Below are 13332 nucleotides of genomic sequence, written 5' to 3' on the forward strand. Positions count from 1 at the left end.
TGCTCATTAACACCATAAACTAAGTAAAGGAGCCATAAAGACAGGGGTAATCTTTATCTTTTCATAGAGGAAAGATATGCAATATATTTGTAATACGCAGATGGCAAAACAAGGTATTTTTCAAGAAAATGAAGAAAAAAATGCAGATTTCTATGTTATAAAACATATTTCTCATAAACATTTTGTATCTTTGCAATGGGAAGTTACGAAAAGAGTGTAATTTATTGGAAATGAGCGTAGGTTAATTGCTCTTGATAGTAATAGGTTACGATTTAGTTAGTTATCTACTGCATTATCCTTCTGCGCGTTGCGTAACCTTCAAAGAACTCTTCGTATGCAAAAGTAGCTATTTAATTCGAGATTTTGATATAAACTCCCGTTTTTTATCCCCTCATTCATAAGAATTTTCCGTAAAAGCGGTATTGTCCGTCGGCACACCATTGCCCAAAACGAGTTTGGAACAAACGTGTGCCGACTACCGCATAGCTGGAGAAAAGGGCATTGCCTCACGCCTAAACGATGTTTAGACAGATGAAGCAATGCCCCTTTCTTTTGCGCCTATGCCAAGAGGTGCTTTTACGGGTTTTCAAATGATTTTTCTTTTTTCGCTGTCTCTTTTGCCGGAAGCGGAAAGTGAATGCAGAGTGTGTCAGCCTGCCCCATGAATGAAACAGGCGCCCACACACAGCCGGACAAACCGGGAAGAATGATTGTTGCCACCCGGCTGAACAAGTTCCGTCGGATCGGAAACAATCATACTTCCTTTGTTGTGGTTTGCCCTTTTCACGCTTCCGGTGATGTCTTTTTCCTTTTGGTGATTCTTTTTTTTACGGATTTTCCCCTGAAGTTTTTTTCTACACAATCTGCCTCTGTTTTCGTTTACCTCCATTTTGCGCCTTTCAGTAAGCCGCATCAGTCAGTCATTTTCGTTCTGGGCGCAAAGGTAATTCCGGGATTGGACGGGAAAGCAAGGTCAAGCCTCCTGTTTTCGGTAAAAATCTCCAGCCCTGCGGGTAGTATTTTGACCGAAAAACCTTGCATTCCCTAATCCCTACCTTTTCAAGCACCCGAAACGAAAACGACCGATGCGACAGAAAGACGCATAAAAAAAATGTCGGATAAACGAGAGGCAGATAAGATAGTTTGAAACTCAACTCCCTCAGCTCTTGAATCCGCATTAAAAACAAAAAAATCAAAAACAGCGAAGATATGACGGCAACGGCAAATTTCAGACAAATGGCGCAACACATCGGGTTGGCGATATGCGGCTTGATGATGCGCACCGCCTTCGGGGTGTTCGGCATCCTTTGGGGCATCATCAGAGAGATTGTAAACGGAGTGTTCCGAGTGGCGATAGGTGTAATCGTGGCTATCCTTTCCACCATTGCCTTCTTTGGCTTCATCCTTTGGTTATTCACCCTTTAACCCTTACCGACATGGCAAAAAGAAACAGCAAGACGGCAGCGCAGCAGTGCAGATATTACGAGGTGGACAACATCTTCGTGTATATGGTGGAAACGTACATCAACGGCAATTTTGAAACTTTCCGAAGATTGTACCACGAACTGAACAAGGACGCACGGAGGGATTTCATGGACTTCCTTCTCAGCGAGGTAGAGCCGACCTATTGGAGAGAGATACTGAAACAGATAATCTAAAAATGACAGCGATATGAAAGGAACAGACCATTTCAAGAGAACGATATATATGTACTTGGAACAGCGTGCGGAGGAAGATGCGCTATTTGCAAAGAAGTACCGCAACCCTGCCAAGAACATGGACGAGTGCGTGACCCACATTCTGAACTATGTGCAGAAAAGCGGTTGCAACGGTTTCACGGACGGAGAGATATTCGGGCAAGCCATCCACTACTATGAGGAAAACGAGATAGAGGTGGGCAAACCGATGGACTGCCAAGTGGTTGTGAACCACGTTGTGAAACTCACGGCAGAGGAAAAGGCGGAGGCACGTCAGAACGCTGTCCGCAAATACCAAGAGAAGGAACTCCGCAAGTTGCAGAACCGCCACAGACCGTCAGCGAGAAAAGAAAACCAACCCCAACCCTCATTATTTGATTTAGGCTTATGAAACCGAAGACCAAGATACAGAAAGAGGTGGCAAGACTTTCCGCCAACCTTCGCCCCATATCAGCGACACAAATAGATTGGGCATACCGCCACTGCGTTGAGCATATCGGCTACCGCACCAAGAAAGGGAACATCACCTGTTCCGACTGCGGTCACGAGTGGCACAGCGACAGCGGACTATGCGACACCCTTGAAGGCTGCACCTGCCCCAAATGCCATGCCGAACTCAAAGTGCAGGACACACGCAGACGCATCTACAAGGAAACGCAGAATTTCAGCGTGATAACCACCTGCAAAGGGTATCAGGTAATCCGCGTGGCGCAGGTCAGATGCGAGAGCAGGAAAGGCGAACCGATGCGTTTCTACTGCCACGAGGTCGTGCAGCGTTGGATTTCACCCGACGGCAAGGTTACGGACATGGCGTTGCTCCGTGGCTTCCTTTTCTGCTATTGCGATGTGTGGGCATTAGGCAGCGATATGGAGGTAAGACCGCACAACAGCCTATACGATGATGTGGTGGCAAGAAGCTGTGCATATCCAAAGATGAGGATATTGCCCCAACTCAGACGTAACGGCTTCAAGGGCGATTTCCACGGCATCTCCCCCGTGCGTCTTTTCAAAGCCTTGCTTTCAGACCCAAGAATTGAAACCCTTATGAAAGGCGGTGAGATTGAGGTCATGAAACACTTTCTTTTCAATACCCGTACTGCCGATGAATGTTGGGCATCATATCTGATTGCCAAGCGTCACAAGTATCAGATAGACAACCTCTCAATGTGGTGCGACTATCTGCGTATGCTCAAAAAACTCGGTCAAGACCTCCGTAACCCGAAGAACATCTGTCCCGAAGATTTCATGGCGGCACACGACAACGCAACCCGAAAAATTGAAGCCATACACGAGAAGGAAAGAGCCGCAGAGCAACGCCGTTGGGAGATTGAAAGGCGTGAGCGTGAGCAACAGCGACAACTCCAACGAAAGAAAGATGCGGAGGATTTCATCGCCAACAAATCCAAATTCTTCGGCTTGGTAATCACGGACGAGGAAATAATCGTCAAGGTGCTTGAAAGCATAGACGAGTATTACAACGAGGGCAAGACGCAGGGCATCTGCGTGTTTGGCAGTGGATACTACAAGAAAGCCGACACCCTCATACTATCGGCAAGGATTGGCGATGAGATTATTGAAACCGTAGAGGTGGACTTGCGAACCCTCGAAGTGGTGCAGTGCCACGGCAAGCACAACCAGGACACCGAATATCACGAGCGCATCATAGACCTTGTGAACAAGAACGCCAACCTTATCCGTGAGCGGATGAAAGCGGCATAGCATAACCCCTAAAACAACATTGATATGGAAGTAAGAATTGAAAGTATGATTTGTGTGTGGGATGATGCAATCCCCACGATGTTCCTTGAATTTGTGAACCTCCTCACTCTCACAACGAGTGAGGGGGAATTGAGAAAGAGCGTAAAGGAGTTTGCCGAGAAGCACGAACTTGACAAGTTTTTCCTTTACGGCTTCGGCTCACACCATTTCTACCTGCACCAACGCTACACAAGCAACCCCGAAATGGTGATGAAGAACAGAGTTCTGTCAGTACATTTTTAACCATCTAAAAAGCAACATTATGACAACACGAATGACCATCAACGGAGTAAGCACCTGCGCGGAAGCAGGTACGGAGAAATACGAGCGTTTCCAATCGGGTATCGGAAGACGCAGGCGGACACTTGTGCAGTACGACTACCGCCACCCCATAGACAGAGAATTGTTCTCTTGTGTCAAACCCACGTTGGACGAGTGCCGAGCCGCACGGGACAAGTGGCTGAACGCAAAGAAGGGAAAGGAGGACAGACTATGAACACGACCTATCAAACGCTGATAGTCAAGTTCAGCGAACCTATCACGGCATTGGACGGTATCTTTGACGATACCGGAGCGTGGGGAACGGACACCCTCAAGGGGTGGATAGATGATTACGAAAGCACACGTTTCACCGCCACCGACAGCCATACGGCAGTCATCACGAGCGAGTACAATATGGAATGTGTGAAAGAGTGGCTACAACGGCAGACCCCCATTTCCGAAATGCGAGAATTTTGAACGGGATGGCGGTGTCCGCACCGCCAATACTTAAAACCCTAAAAACAAAAGATATGATAGCCAAGACGATATTACAGCAGATAGGCGGAAAACGCTTCACCGCCATGACAGGTAGCCGTGATTTCATAGATATGGGCAACGGCTTACGGATGAGCCTTGCAAGGAACAAAACAAGTGCCAACCGCCTTGACATCATCTATGACGAAGGGGCAGACCTCTACAATATGCGCTTCTACCGCAGGACGTTCAGCAAAAAGACCTTTGAGTGCAAGACAAAGGACATTGCCGTACACGAGGGTATCTATTTTGATATGCTGGAGGAAATGTTCACGATGGTGACGGGACTTTACACACGCTTTTGAGTGGCGGGGCGGCGAGAGCCGCCCTACTTTCTTTCAGTGAGCATGATGGCGGACAAAGAAAGTAGCAAAGAAACCTTTGTCCAATCTGCGATAACTAAAAAATCCGCAAGTAAAACTTGCGGAGGCTATATATTGGGTCGTTATTTTTTGGTGGAGGGGAATGATAATCTCGAACCGTTGAACTACACATTTCTGCTTCGTCTCCATTTCCCCCAACGATTTGATACGTTCAATCATTTTTGTTGTTCCTTTCTGAATTTTCCTAAATACTTTCTTCATAATTTCGCTATACTTTTTATGGTTAATAACTATGTTTTGTATTGCTCTCACAACACTTACAACTTGAAGTGTTATTTGGAAACCGATAGGCAAAAATGGCTCAACGATGTCAATTAACGAGAAAATCCTACGATAATCTATCAAGTGATAGAGCAAAAGACGTGCCAAGTTAAATATGGCACGTCTTTTGCCAGTTTTGTCAGTCCTTTTATGGGATATACAACAGCGCAAACTCCGCCTTTCTCCGTTTGAGCAGCATGGCGTGGCGTTTTCCTTTGTAGTTGCAGAAGGCTATATACTCACGGTAGATGTTCCTGTCACCAGCTTCCAGCTTCTTGATTAAGGTGCTTTTGGGGATTGTTTTGCTGCCTAACAGCTTCGCCGGTCCCACATTGTAAGCTAACGTGCCAAGCAAAATCGAATCAACCCCGAATTTACGGAACATGGCGACAAATTTGCGCAGGTCTTTCCGCAAAAGTTCATCCGCATCCCGTTTTGTCATGGTTCGTGCCGAATACTTCTCGTTTGGCAAAAGTTTGTGACCCCAACCGACGTATGGGTAGTGTTTTTCTGAGTGCCAGCCTTCAAAGTAGCGGCAGCATAAAAAAGCACGTTCCATAAGCGGCAGTCGGTAGATTGCCGCCTGCCCGTCCGTTCCCTCTTGGCGGCTGATCTGCGCGGACACAGAACAGACCGTCAGAAGTGAACAGAGCATTGTCATGAATACACGCATCATTTCAACAAGGGGCTGAAGTTGCCGATGGGAACGATGGTAAGATCGTCGTCCTTTACATTCCTGTTGTTGAAGTCAAATTCCAGTTCGTAGGAGTTGCTAAAGTTATCCTCCACCACCACGATGAAATTATGCGCCTCATCACCCGCCGCCGTGTAGTACAGGCGGAATTTTTCGTTCTCCAGCAGGTAGCGGTCGTTAGGCAGGAAGGTGATGCCGTTATCCATTTTGAGCGAGCCTTCCCCCTCGAACTGGAAATAGCGGATGGTATAGAGCGTACCCGAAAAGTCGCCCTCCTTTTTCAGTTCACAGCGGATTTCCACTGTCTGCCCCTTTACTACCTTGTTCGGCACGGGCATGACCTCCACCGTGAAGGGATAGGACTGCTGGATGTCCATGTCATCGTCACATGACACGAGGGTGAATGACATGGCGGCTATCAGGCATAACGCCACTGCCTTGAATATTGATGTTCTCTTGTTTCTGTTGTTCAGTATGTTCATTGTTCTTCGATTTTTAGATGGTTGTTTTTCTGTTTTTTCGTTGTCAGTTGCAGGTACTCGTTCAAGTCCTTGCAACCGTCATAGAGGGAGGAACGGTCGGTGACACGTTCCCCGTATCGCATGGTAAGTGCGGCAAGCGTCCGCCGTCCGGCTTCGTCACGGTCGAGGAAGCAGCCGATGCGCCCGTATCCGTCCAGCAATCCCGCCGCCTTCTCCACGTTGGCGACTGAGTTCAGCACAAGACAGTCAGCGTTACCGGTTACACCAAGCGTCACGGCAGAGAGAAAGTCCATGAAGCCCTCGAACACGAGGCACTCGTCAGCCGGGATGTCATTCGCCTTTACCAGTGATACAGACTTCGGAGGTATGCAACCCTTGAAATATCGGCTTCTGACTTCATAGCCACCTGCCATGTTCGGAAAGCCAACGGCAAAATACCGTTTCCCACGCACACCGTAGTTCAAGCGGCAGCAGTGACGGGATGCGATGGCGTAAGGGATGCCCCGTTCCTCTAAATACTCCGTCAGCAGTGAGCGGAGCAGCGGAGCGACCTCCACATCCTCAAAAACGGATTCGGTCGGCTTCGAGAGATAGACGGGCTTTTCCCATCCGGCAACCGTCATATTGGCGGCTTCCGCTATGAACTTCGCTTGCTTCATGAAGTCATCGCTTTGCAGAAACTCCCCGGCAAGCGTGAAGATGTCGCCGCCCTTGCCCAAACGTAGGCTCGGTACAAGACGCCTTGCCGCCTTTCGGCAGTAGGTTTCCTCATACCTGCCCCCAAACCGTACTTGCATGTCTCCACGCATACGGCTCTCCATTGATAACATGACTTTATCCTGCATGGCTCTGTATTTTTGCATTACAACTTGTGCATACGACCAAAGTCTTTCGATGTTTTGCGAGCATCAGTTTTTCCCATTCCGTATCTCCTTTCAGATGATTCAGATTTCTTGCATGATGCATTACAACAGGACCGACTTTCCCACACAACTCACACACCTCGGATTTTAACCTTTCAACCAGCGTTGGTTGTGGTACTGTGATTATATATGGGATATTGTCCACATCTGCGAAAGACGATGGCAGTTTGCGTTTGAAACCTTCATTGTAGAATACTCTGTAACGTAGTTTACCTTTTGCATCGTGATACGGAACAATGATGTCATTTCCTTTTTTGTATTTGTCAATGACCTTACTGATTGAACTGTTTGTTTTTGCTGCAATGGTATGATACATACTGTATTCCATAATGTAGCCAAATTTAGAAGCTGCATACGAGACGTTATTGGCTATACTGTAATAGTTGTAGAATCCTCTGATTTCAGAGTTGTACCGTGCTACTATGTCTTCTATTTTCTTTTTCATCAGTTTGCCCCTCAATTTAGAAAACCACGTTTGAACCCCGTTTTCCATCTTATATTTAATGGCTTCATAGTGTTCCAATCTGTTTTTTACAGTTTCTGTGGCTACCTTGAGGACAACTGTACCATTGAAACTTCGGACTGGTACATTGAACTTGTTACGTTTGGTTACGTCAGTTTTACGGACTAAGACTTCATATCCGAGAAATTTTGCAGGCTTTTGAGCGTTTGTTATCAAAGTCTTTTCTTGCGACATTTCCAAATGCAGACATTCTTGCATATATTGAGTTATGTCAGACTTGATTTTGATACAGTCCGCCTTGCTACCAATAACACCGATTAAAAAATCATCGGCGTATCTCGTGTATTTCAGTCTTTTATAGGTGTCGTCCATATAATCCCTACATGTAACCTTTAGCCGTTCACGTCTAAGTTTCTCATATTTGTCTTTAAGTTGTTTCGCACTTTCGGCATCTTTCGCACTTTCAATCTCAGCTTTCAGTTTGTATATCTGTTCGCTGAGTCTTGAATACTCCTTTGTTAGATGTCTTTCTTTTCCCTTGTTGAAATTACGGGTATATTCTTCCATGTACTTATCGAAACAGTCAAGATAGATATTTGCCAATATAGGACTTATTATACCTCCTTGCGGTGTTCCCGAAAAGGTGTTATGGTATTCCCAATTTTCAATGTAACCAGCATTCAAGAACTTACGGATGAGTCTGAGAAATCTTTCGTCAGAGATTCTTTTCCTCAGAATTCCTATCAATACATTGTGGTCGATGTTGTCGAAGAATCCTTTGATGTCTCCCTCTATGAACCACTTTGTACTTTTGAATGTTTTTTGTATGCGGGTTAAGGCGGTATGGCAGCTTCTGTTAGGTCTGAATCCATGTGAAGAATCTTCAAACACTTCTTCATAAATAGCTTCGAGAATTGTCCGTACTACCTCCTGCACAAGCTTATCCTCAAAGGAGGGTATGCCAAGCGGTCTTTTCTTGCCGTTTTTCTTGGGTATATACTTTCTCCTTGCCGGATTCGGCTTGTAAGATTCATCCTTTAGGGATGCGATGATGCGGCTTATTCTTTGAGTGCTCATTTGGTCTATTGTTTTACCGTCAGAGCCGGGTGTCATATTTCCCGGCTTTGCATAGATGCGTTGGTAAGCCATATAGAACATTTCCACGTTGTACAAAATGCGATACAATCTTTCGAACTTGTAATCCGAAACTTTGCCATGCTTGTTTAAAGCTTTTAATACTTGCTCTGGACTTCTCATAATGTCTCACACATTTTCCGTTGTTTGTATTAAGTTATCTAACTGCTTCCCTTCGCCATGTACAAGGCTTTCCCTTGCTCGGACTACTACGGAAGCTCCGTTCCCATGTCAGATATTCAGAGCCTATGCTCATAGCTTTTCAGCATTCTGATTTAGGGAATCCCCATTTGCTTTCACAATAACTATTTGGCGGACTGACTGTCGGATGCGACTTACGTTCTGTATCCGCTTATTGCGGTTGCTCAGAAGCCAGTTCTTGCCCTGTTGTAATTTCGGTTTACATAGGGTGCTTCTGCCCGACATTTCAATTACCTTACGTCGGGGCTGGTACAGGTGCCGCAGAACTATCGTTCAACCAATTAGGCTTCATCCTTGTGTCTGTCTTTTCCTCTTGCCATACAGTCGCAGCTTGGTAATTGGCTGACTAATGACTTTACTGACATGCTTCTGTCACCTTTGGGTTTCCCCTCCAGCTGAGTCGTTGAGGATAGGCCTATTTGAACTCTAACCTAATCTCTTGCCAAAGAGATATTTATTGTGTAGCCTATATGGGCGCATCGAAGTCGTACCAGAGCTGTTTCGCCACGTTCACACGGAAAGAGGATGTGCGCTCGCCCCTGTACGGGGCAAGATACCACAGCTCGTTACCGCTCCTTCTGACAGGCTCATGCCCCAGCCGTGCGAGAAAATCCGCAAGCGGCATCCTTCTGACAGCATCTATTTCCGTCCTTTCCATGCCCGTGTCAGTTGATGATGAACTTGATACCGACCCCGAACTGCGTGTGGAACTTCCGTGTGTCGCCACCCCAAAGGCAACGCTCCCGCAGGTTGGCAAGCAGGGCGATACGGTCTGCCACGTAACACTCCACATCGAGCGTCAGCGCACCGCCGTAGATGAAGGCGTCCCGGTCGTGCAGCGTGGAGCCGTCATGCAGCACCTTCTTCCCCCAATTTACCGCCTCATATCCGGCGAGAGCCGAAGCCCCGGCATAGACGAAAACAATCTTTCGGGCGTCCGACAGTATCTTGAAGTAATAGCCGCCCTCCGCCGTGAACTGCGCCACGGGTATCTTGGTGTCCTTGTAGGGATTGTTCTTCAACAGGTATTCGCCACCGAACACCCACTTGTTCCCCTTCTTCGTGTAGGTGGAGAGAGCCGCCCCGAAGCTGTACCCGCCGTCCTTGCCGCCGAGATTGAAGCCGTCCGCCATGTCCGCCCTCACCTCGATGCCCTGCATCTTCGGCAGACACCGCTGGGCGTGCGCCTGCCCTGTAAAAAGGGCAAGCGACGCGATGATTATTGCGATGTACTTTCTCATGGTCAGCGTACTTGAAGTTCGTTGATGGTACCCGCGCGTACCAAATCCTCGTTCTCAATCACGAAGGACTGGTGACGGCCGCCGTTCTTCTCGTTCAATTCCACCACGAGGCACTTGTCATCGGGGATGGTGAACTTCGCCATCGTGAAGACCGTGCGCTCGCTCTTTTTGCCCGGCACGAGGGTGGCGTAGTTCTGCGCGCGGAGCGGCAGAATAATCTGCTCCTGCACGGCAGTACGCTTCGCAACCTTCTTGTCCACGATTTTCCAAGTGATGTAGTCCACATCGAAAGGCACGTTGCTCTGGTTCTTTATCTCCGTGTGGAAATAAAGCAAGCCGTTGTGCGTGTAGATGCCTTTCAACAGGTATTGGATGCCGAAACGCTTGCAGCCGATATGCTTCACCTCGCGCTTGTTCTGTTTGTGGATGGACTTCATGATAAGGCGCACCAGCATCGGGCTTTCGCTGCCCAGCTCTTTCAGATAGATTTCCTGCGCGTTGTTCGGGCGGTTCACCGTGCTGCCGTCATGGATGAAGTCGCACATCTCCACGTTGAGCAACAGCGGTTCGGCGGCGTACTTCACGTTGAAGGTGTAGAAACTGCCGTCCTCCGTGATGACGGACATATTCGTTTCGTTGGGAAAATTCCTTACGGTAGCCTTCACACGGATGATGTTCTCCGCTCCGTCGGCTTTCCCGGCAATCAGGTCGGGCGAGCCTAAATCGACATAGCGCACCTCCGCCGGAAAAATGACGTGGACGGTCTTGTCGTAGGTCACTTCCAGACCGTGCGGCGGTATCATGCGGTCGAAGGTCAGCTTGCGTGACAGCCCGTGATATAGGTCGCCGTCCGCCTCCTTCTGCGGATAGACCTCCTTCGTCAAGGTCGGTTGTTCACTTCCGTTGGTCGTTTCAACGGTTACATTCTCCTGCGCGTTGGCAGTTATGATGCCCATAGCGAGGGCAAACATGATGATTACTTTTCTCATTACTTTTGGATTTTAGTGGTAATTTTTATTGTTTTCAATATTTTTCTTGGTAAAGCATGACCCTGTACCCGGCTTTCAGATGCACCTTGACGGTTCGCATCTTTTTGGCGATGTACTGGCTCGTGCCTTGTATCAGCCCCTTGCCCAAGTCGGAGGCGAGCTGCGCCCCGGCATTGGTGGAGATGTTGATGCTGCTTCCCAGCGAGCCGCCCATGTTGGCGGCGACCTCCCGGACGGCGTTCATCTCCATCGAGTTCGGGATGAAGATGCCGGGCTGTCCGTCCGTGTCATAGACCGCAAGCTCCACGGGGATAATCGTGCCGTCGTATTCCAGCGAGGTAATCTCGATGTCGAGCCGCTCACCCTGTATCTTGCCCGTGCCGACCACCACCGCACCCCGGGGTATTGTCCTGCCTGCCACCGCCATAGGCTCCAGCAGGCGCAGCCTTACCGTCTGCCCGTCCGTCACGCTCTGCGCCCCATGCACGCACGCCGGTATGGTGTTCCTGTCCAATACCTCCGCCGTGCCGACAGCCGTGTTGAAACCCCGGTTGCGTTCCTGCGATAAGGCGGCGACAAACTCCGCGTTACTCATAGGCTGTGAGAGTGAAGAAACTACTTGATGCTCCACCTGTCTGATAGGCATTGCCTTGTTCTTCTTCCCTTTCTGCACGGTAGTTGGCTCTGCCCTCTGTTCCGCCGATGGCTGTCCTCCGTTCTGACCGCCCATGTACTTTGCCGCCAGCTCGTAGGACTTCTCCATAAGAGCCACCTGCTCGTCCATAGAGGAAGCCTTGCCCCTCTCGCTTTCCAGTTCCGACTCCAGCGATGCGATGCGCTCCAACAATTCGTCCATCTCCGCATTGTCGTTTTTCGGCTGGTCGTAGAAGTTTCCGAGCGTGGCGTTCAGGTCACGGTAGGCGGCTGCGGAGGACTGGATGGTCTGCGGCGTGGCTGGCTTTGCCCTTTCTTCCTTGCCGCCCGGATTGGCGAGGTCGAAGTCCACTCCGTTCTCCGTTCCCGCTATCTCGCGGTCGAACATGTCGCCCAGCTGCCCGATGGCACGGTTGCGGCTCTCCTGACGCTCTTCCATCTCCCCATGCTCGTAGGCTTTCAGCTTGTCGCCGATAATCTGCCGGTTCGCCTTGTCAGCGTCGGGCATCTCGGTGTTGTATCCGTCCGTTCCCGGCGGTTGCTCCTTGCCGGAGGACGGGGCGAATATCAGCCACATCGCCCCGATGAACACCAACACCATAGCGGGCAGCACGATCATCTTCTGCCGTTTCAGCCGTTGCGCCTCTGTCAGCGGTTCGCGCTCCTTTTTCGGTTTCCCCGTTTCGGGAGCAGCTTTGTTCTCTTTCGTCGGTTCATTCTTTGTCTGTTCCATATAAATAAGGTGTTAAGTGATTGCCTGTTTCCGCCGGGGTCGGCAGTTCCACCCGTCCGGCGTGTCCCGTTTCCATATGTGAGCCGTCGTTCCTGCCGATGTCATAGACGGCTCTGCCGAAGGTGTAAAGGGCAAGCACCGCGAAGGCGGCGAACATCCCCAGCACGATGCGGCGGCGTGTTTCCGGCGGCAAGCCGTCCAGATACCCTTTGAGACTTGCCGCCAAGCGTTTCCGTTTGTCGTGGAGTTTCCAATACATGCCCCACATTGATTTTCTGATACTTTTCATGTCCTGTTACCGTTTGATAGTCTGTAAATCCTTGTTCTCAATGATGGTGAAACCCTCGATGGTAAAACCGTTCGGGTTGTCATCCGACCGCGATGCGTTCAGCAGGCGGCAGGTGGTCACGAGGCTGCGCTCGGTGACGTTGCTCTGCCGGATGATTTTCTGTGTGGCGTAGGTCACGGCACGGTAGGGATAGGCGTTGAAGTCGCACACCACGCTGTCCACCTTCAGCACTTGGTTGATGTTCCCGGCGATGATGCGGTTGTAGTACCCCTTCTCCGCGAAGTCCGAATAATAGTGGTACACGCTCTTGTCCGCCAGCAGCAAGGCACGTTTCACGTTGTGTTCAATCGCGCTTTTTTCAGGTGATAGCGTGAAGAACATCTCGTGGAAACGGCGCACATGTTCCCGTGCCTCCGCCGGGCGGTTCTGCGACAAATCCTGAGACAAGGCGAGCATCAGGCTCTTGCCGTTGTCCAGCACATAGATTTTCTCCCGTTGCTTCTCTGCGAAACGGTAGGAGTTCCACACGCTCCACACCGTCACCACGGCGCACAGCGAGAGGAAGACGATACCGAACAGGCGTATCTGCCTGAACGACGATTCGATGTTTCTAAGTGATTTGAATTCCATTTATA

Annotated in this window: 19 protein-coding genes and 2 pseudogenes; 9 read left to right on the top strand and 12 right to left on the bottom strand. The window is 49.3% G+C overall.

What is annotated here, in order from left to right; all coding sequences use genetic code 11:
• Window positions 1-318: 318 nt before the first annotated feature.
• The gene (locus AB5903_RS12065; protein ID WP_007567577.1) at window positions 319-531 is read right to left on the bottom strand and encodes a hypothetical protein; all 213 of its coding nucleotides are present in this window, start codon (window positions 529-531) and stop codon (window positions 319-321) included.
• Between the two features lie 106 nt (window positions 532-637).
• On the opposite strand from AB5903_RS12065, the gene AB5903_RS12070 reads away from it, so the two are divergent.
• The 9 genes from AB5903_RS12070 to AB5903_RS12110 all read left to right on the top strand — a co-directional run bounded on the left by AB5903_RS12070 (window position 638) and on the right by AB5903_RS12110 (window position 4555).
• The gene (locus tag AB5903_RS12070; protein WP_004291538.1) at window positions 638-1048 is read left to right on the top strand and encodes a hypothetical protein; all 411 of its coding nucleotides are present in this window, start codon (window positions 638-640) and stop codon (window positions 1046-1048) included.
• 161 nt (window positions 1049-1209) lie between these two features.
• On the top strand, window positions 1210-1425 hold the full coding sequence (locus tag AB5903_RS12075; protein WP_004291535.1) for a hypothetical protein: 216 nt from the start codon (window positions 1210-1212) through the stop codon (window positions 1423-1425).
• An 11-nt stretch (window positions 1426-1436) separates the two neighbouring features.
• On the top strand, window positions 1437-1658 hold the full coding sequence (locus AB5903_RS12080) for a hypothetical protein (RefSeq protein WP_004291534.1): 222 nt from the start codon (window positions 1437-1439) through the stop codon (window positions 1656-1658).
• A gap of 13 nt (window positions 1659-1671) precedes the next feature.
• The gene (locus AB5903_RS12085) at window positions 1672-2088 is read left to right on the top strand and encodes a PcfK-like family protein (protein WP_368117861.1); all 417 of its coding nucleotides are present in this window, start codon (window positions 1672-1674) and stop codon (window positions 2086-2088) included.
• The gene (locus AB5903_RS12090; protein ID WP_004291532.1) at window positions 2085-3416 is read left to right on the top strand and encodes a PcfJ domain-containing protein; all 1332 of its coding nucleotides are present in this window, start codon (window positions 2085-2087) and stop codon (window positions 3414-3416) included. The genes AB5903_RS12085 and AB5903_RS12090 overlap by 4 nt, the downstream gene beginning before the upstream one ends.
• 24 nt (window positions 3417-3440) lie before the next feature.
• The gene (locus tag AB5903_RS12095) at window positions 3441-3698 is read left to right on the top strand and encodes a hypothetical protein (RefSeq protein WP_004291531.1); all 258 of its coding nucleotides are present in this window, start codon (window positions 3441-3443) and stop codon (window positions 3696-3698) included.
• A 19-nt stretch (window positions 3699-3717) separates the two neighbouring features.
• Complete coding sequence (locus AB5903_RS12100; RefSeq protein ID WP_004304291.1) at window positions 3718-3951, top strand: DUF3873 domain-containing protein; 234 nt, start codon at window positions 3718-3720, stop codon at window positions 3949-3951.
• The gene (locus tag AB5903_RS12105) at window positions 3891-4193 is read left to right on the top strand and encodes a hypothetical protein (RefSeq protein ID WP_005783104.1); all 303 of its coding nucleotides are present in this window, start codon (window positions 3891-3893) and stop codon (window positions 4191-4193) included. Before AB5903_RS12100 ends, AB5903_RS12105 begins: the two co-directional genes overlap by 61 nt.
• A gap of 53 nt (window positions 4194-4246) precedes the next feature.
• The gene (locus AB5903_RS12110) at window positions 4247-4555 is read left to right on the top strand and encodes a hypothetical protein (RefSeq protein WP_004304290.1); all 309 of its coding nucleotides are present in this window, start codon (window positions 4247-4249) and stop codon (window positions 4553-4555) included.
• Between the two features lie 33 nt (window positions 4556-4588).
• On the opposite strand, the gene AB5903_RS12115 is transcribed toward AB5903_RS12110, so the two are convergent.
• The 11 genes and pseudogenes from AB5903_RS12115 to traK form a co-directional block, all read right to left on the bottom strand.
• A complete protein-coding gene (locus AB5903_RS12115) occupies window positions 4589-4978 on the bottom strand; it encodes a hypothetical protein (RefSeq protein ID WP_004291527.1) in 390 nt (129 codons plus the stop codon).
• 64 nt (window positions 4979-5042) lie between these two features.
• Window positions 5043-5570 (bottom strand): hypothetical protein, encoded by a 528-nt coding sequence (locus AB5903_RS12120; protein ID WP_004291526.1) that lies wholly within the window; start codon window positions 5568-5570, stop codon window positions 5043-5045.
• Window positions 5567-6070, bottom strand: coding sequence for a DUF3872 domain-containing protein (locus tag AB5903_RS12125; RefSeq protein ID WP_004291525.1), 504 nt, complete (start codon window positions 6068-6070; stop codon window positions 5567-5569). The genes AB5903_RS12120 and AB5903_RS12125 overlap by 4 nt, the downstream gene beginning before the upstream one ends.
• A pseudogene (locus AB5903_RS12130) lies at window positions 6067-6789 on the bottom strand (toprim domain-containing protein); the annotation flags it as partial. The pseudogene AB5903_RS12130 and the gene AB5903_RS12125, both read right to left, overlap by 4 nt.
• 115 nt (window positions 6790-6904) lie before the next feature.
• A complete protein-coding gene (locus tag AB5903_RS12135) occupies window positions 6905-8713 on the bottom strand; it encodes a reverse transcriptase/maturase family protein (RefSeq protein ID WP_007850383.1) in 1809 nt (602 codons plus the stop codon).
• A 559-nt stretch (window positions 8714-9272) separates the two neighbouring features.
• A pseudogene (locus AB5903_RS12140) lies at window positions 9273-9449 on the bottom strand (DNA primase); the annotation flags it as partial.
• Window positions 9450-9456: 7 nt separating this feature from the next.
• Window positions 9457-10032: a conjugal transfer protein TraO gene (locus tag AB5903_RS12145; RefSeq protein WP_004291523.1), complete on the bottom strand. Its 576-nt coding sequence runs from the start codon at window positions 10030-10032 to the stop codon at window positions 9457-9459.
• A 2-nt stretch (window positions 10033-10034) separates the two neighbouring features.
• Complete coding sequence (traN, locus tag AB5903_RS12150; protein ID WP_004291522.1) at window positions 10035-11021, bottom strand: conjugative transposon protein TraN; 987 nt, start codon at window positions 11019-11021, stop codon at window positions 10035-10037.
• Between the two features lie 34 nt (window positions 11022-11055).
• The gene (gene traM / locus AB5903_RS12155; protein ID WP_004291521.1) at window positions 11056-12408 is read right to left on the bottom strand and encodes a conjugative transposon protein TraM; all 1353 of its coding nucleotides are present in this window, start codon (window positions 12406-12408) and stop codon (window positions 11056-11058) included.
• The gene (locus tag AB5903_RS12160; RefSeq protein ID WP_004291520.1) at window positions 12389-12697 is read right to left on the bottom strand and encodes a TraL conjugative transposon family protein; all 309 of its coding nucleotides are present in this window, start codon (window positions 12695-12697) and stop codon (window positions 12389-12391) included. The genes traM and AB5903_RS12160 overlap by 20 nt, the downstream gene beginning before the upstream one ends.
• Before the next feature lie 6 nt (window positions 12698-12703).
• A complete protein-coding gene (gene traK / locus AB5903_RS12165; protein ID WP_004291519.1) occupies window positions 12704-13327 on the bottom strand; it encodes a conjugative transposon protein TraK in 624 nt (207 codons plus the stop codon).
• Window positions 13328-13332 lie beyond the last annotated feature (5 nt).

This window comes from Bacteroides sp. 2201st1_D9_2201SCRN_220225 (assembly GCF_040928965.1).
GTDB classification, from domain to species: domain Bacteria; phylum Bacteroidota; class Bacteroidia; order Bacteroidales; family Bacteroidaceae; genus Bacteroides; species Bacteroides stercoris.

Excerpts from the sequence above, each read along its gene's own strand:
- AB5903_RS12070 (WP_004291538.1), top strand. The coding sequence starts at position 638 with ATGCAGAGTGTGTCAGCCTGCCCCATGAATGAAACAGGCGCCCACACA.
- AB5903_RS12075 (WP_004291535.1), top strand. The coding sequence starts at position 1,210 with ATGACGGCAACGGCAAATTTCAGACAAATGGCGCAACACATCGGGTTG.
- AB5903_RS12080 (WP_004291534.1), top strand. The coding sequence starts at position 1,437 with ATGGCAAAAAGAAACAGCAAGACGGCAGCGCAGCAGTGCAGATATTAC.
- AB5903_RS12085 (WP_368117861.1), top strand. The coding sequence starts at position 1,672 with ATGAAAGGAACAGACCATTTCAAGAGAACGATATATATGTACTTGGAA.
- AB5903_RS12090 (WP_004291532.1), top strand. The coding sequence starts at position 2,085 with ATGAAACCGAAGACCAAGATACAGAAAGAGGTGGCAAGACTTTCCGCC.
- AB5903_RS12095 (WP_004291531.1), top strand. The coding sequence starts at position 3,441 with ATGGAAGTAAGAATTGAAAGTATGATTTGTGTGTGGGATGATGCAATC.
- AB5903_RS12100 (WP_004304291.1), top strand. The coding sequence starts at position 3,718 with ATGACAACACGAATGACCATCAACGGAGTAAGCACCTGCGCGGAAGCA.
- AB5903_RS12110 (WP_004304290.1), top strand. The coding sequence starts at position 4,247 with ATGATAGCCAAGACGATATTACAGCAGATAGGCGGAAAACGCTTCACC.
- AB5903_RS12120 (WP_004291526.1), bottom strand. The coding sequence starts at position 5,570 with ATGATGCGTGTATTCATGACAATGCTCTGTTCACTTCTGACGGTCTGT.
- AB5903_RS12125 (WP_004291525.1), bottom strand. The coding sequence starts at position 6,070 with ATGAACATACTGAACAACAGAAACAAGAGAACATCAATATTCAAGGCA.
- AB5903_RS12135 (WP_007850383.1), bottom strand. The coding sequence starts at position 8,713 with ATGAGAAGTCCAGAGCAAGTATTAAAAGCTTTAAACAAGCATGGCAAA.
- AB5903_RS12145 (WP_004291523.1), bottom strand. The coding sequence starts at position 10,032 with ATGAGAAAGTACATCGCAATAATCATCGCGTCGCTTGCCCTTTTTACA.
- traN (WP_004291522.1), bottom strand. The coding sequence starts at position 11,021 with ATGAGAAAAGTAATCATCATGTTTGCCCTCGCTATGGGCATCATAACT.
- traM (WP_004291521.1), bottom strand. The coding sequence starts at position 12,408 with ATGGAACAGACAAAGAATGAACCGACGAAAGAGAACAAAGCTGCTCCC.
- AB5903_RS12160 (WP_004291520.1), bottom strand. The coding sequence starts at position 12,697 with ATGAAAAGTATCAGAAAATCAATGTGGGGCATGTATTGGAAACTCCAC.
- traK (WP_004291519.1), bottom strand. The coding sequence starts at position 13,327 with ATGGAATTCAAATCACTTAGAAACATCGAATCGTCGTTCAGGCAGATA.